General features: G+C 59.4%; 1 protein-coding gene and 1 pseudogene. One reads left to right on the forward strand and one right to left on the reverse strand.

Annotation, left to right across the window (positions count from 1 at the left end; translation table 11 throughout):
- Positions 1-197, reverse strand: a pseudogene (locus tag EN984_RS38450) (RraA family protein); the annotation flags it as partial.
- 259 nt (positions 198-456) lie between these two features.
- On the opposite strand from EN984_RS38450, the gene EN984_RS35980 reads away from it, so the two are divergent.
- The coding region (locus EN984_RS35980; protein WP_164765984.1) for an SDR family oxidoreductase at positions 457-957 on the forward strand (501 nt) is incomplete at its 3' end.

Genomic DNA, 957 nt, shown 5'->3' on the forward strand with positions numbered 1-957 from the left:
AGCGCACGATGGATGACCTGTTTGTCGCCGGGGCGGGTCCTGACCGTCAGCGCCCTCCCCGCCATGACGCCGCTCACCCGATGAAACGGCCGTAACCCGACAGCCCCGGGGACACGAGCGAGATTGTCACTGATCAACGGCGTCGCAAGGGCGCGGAACGCGTCGATCAGTTCGCTTTCCTGAGATCCATCCGCCATCGCCTACACTCCTCGCCGTCGTCGCTTTATGAATATAGTATCCAATCACAATTAATTCAGTGGAGTCAACCGGCTTAAGATGGTTGGCAGAAAAAAGCCAAAAGCGGCTTAGAAACGGCAAACGGCTGCGGAACCGACCCAACAGATCCACTTATCCGGGGCTTGCAATGGCGTCGAAGTTCAAGATAGATTGGATAACATATCCATAAATGCGCAATTGTGAAAAAGGGATTGGGTTGTGAAGCACGCAGGAAAAGTCGTGATCGTCACCGGGGCGGCACGAGGCCTGGGCCTTGCCTGCGCCGAGCGCTTTCATGCCGATGGCGCCAAGGTGGTGCTTGTCGACATACAGGCCGATCGCGGGCGCGAGCATGCCGAACGTCTGGGCGAGCGTGCCGCCTGGCTATCGGCGGATCTCTCCGAATGCACGCAGGAAATGGCAGCCGATATTGTTGCCAAGGCCACGGAGCGATTCGGCGGCGTCGACGTCCTCATCAACAATGCCGGCATCATCCATCTGGACGATTTCGTCGACTTCCCCGAGGAGGCGTTCGACCTGGTTCAGCGGGTCAATCTCAAGGCGCCCTTCCTGCTCGGGCAGGCCGCGGCAAGAGCCATGATCGCACAGGGACGCGGCGGCTCGATCATCAACATGTCCTCGATCAACGCCATTCTGGCCATCCCCAATTCCGTCGCCTATGCCGTGTCCAAGGGCGGCATCAAGCAATTGACCGCGGTGATGGCCGTCGGACTGATCCCG

Source organism: Mesorhizobium sp. M7A.F.Ca.CA.004.12.1.1, assembly GCF_003997835.1.
GTDB lineage: Bacteria > Pseudomonadota > Alphaproteobacteria > Rhizobiales > Rhizobiaceae > Mesorhizobium.